A 364-nucleotide genomic window follows, 5' to 3' on the forward strand; every position below is an offset into this window, starting at 1 on the left:
CTGTCGCTGAAATGATAACCGTCGTATTGTCCTTTCAATCTTTGCATCATCTCTTCCTCCGTACAATGATAAACGGATGCCATATCCCTGACAGGCTCGGAGAAATAATCCCGGAGCTCTTCCTGCGTTATACCGCAAAGGGTCTCGTAGCGGGCGTCCATACTAATGTCGTCAGGCTGGTTGAAGCCGCTGAACACACTCACTTGTGAGAATTTCGTTACTCCCGTGAGAAGCACGAACTGCAGGTGGCTGTCCGCTCCCTTGAACACGGAATAGAATCCCTTCAGGACGTTACGGTGACGGTCTTCAAGACCGTAATCAGTATCAAGTACATCCAAGATAGGCTTGTCATACTCGTCTATCA

General features: G+C 48.9%; 1 protein-coding gene. It reads right to left on the bottom strand.

Features of this window, described 5'->3' with window-relative positions; genetic code table 11:
* Positions 1-364, bottom strand: a 364-nt coding sequence (locus H6A27_RS15880) for an AAA family ATPase (protein ID WP_204509216.1), incomplete at both ends; no start/stop codon positions are given.

The sequence above is a fragment of the Bacteroides caecigallinarum genome (genome assembly GCF_016902295.1).
Lineage (GTDB): Bacteria > Bacteroidota > Bacteroidia > Bacteroidales > Bacteroidaceae > Phocaeicola > Phocaeicola caecigallinarum_A.